Consider the following 445-nt stretch of genomic DNA (forward strand, 5'->3'; position numbering starts at 1 on the left):
GTTGCTGTCCTGTTCAAAGGCTGACAAAAACGCTGCTACTTCATCGGCATGAGAAATGACATTATCGACAATCAGCATATCACCAAAGGTCAGTAACCGCTTAAAGTCAGCCACATAGTCACCATAAAAGCTACGCTCTGCGTCCAAGAAAATCACATCAAAATGGGCGATTGACTGACGTAAAAAATCCTTCGCATCGACTTGTTGTAGCGTGATATTGTGGTCAAACTGCAAGGTACGCAGGTGATTGCGAGCAGTTAGTAATCGCCATTCATCGATATCAATTGAGGTCAATGTGGCACTATCCGCGGTATTGGCGCGATTGATTTGGGCTAACGCATAGCCTAGCCATAGCGTAGAATAGCCTGTTGATGTGCCGATTTCTAATATATTTTTAGCCCGCTTACTGATAACCAGACTGGCAAGAAACTCGGCTGAATCAGGC

General features: G+C 44.9%; 1 protein-coding gene. It reads right to left on the reverse strand.

Annotated elements, in window-relative coordinates; all coding sequences use genetic code 11:
* Positions 1-445 (reverse strand): O-methyltransferase (locus tag J5M67_RS28640; RefSeq protein WP_207888702.1); only part of this gene is annotated, 445 nt, incomplete at both ends.

Source organism: Pseudomonas sp. 30_B, assembly GCF_017491605.1.
Lineage (GTDB): Bacteria > Pseudomonadota > Gammaproteobacteria > Pseudomonadales > Pseudomonadaceae > Pseudomonas.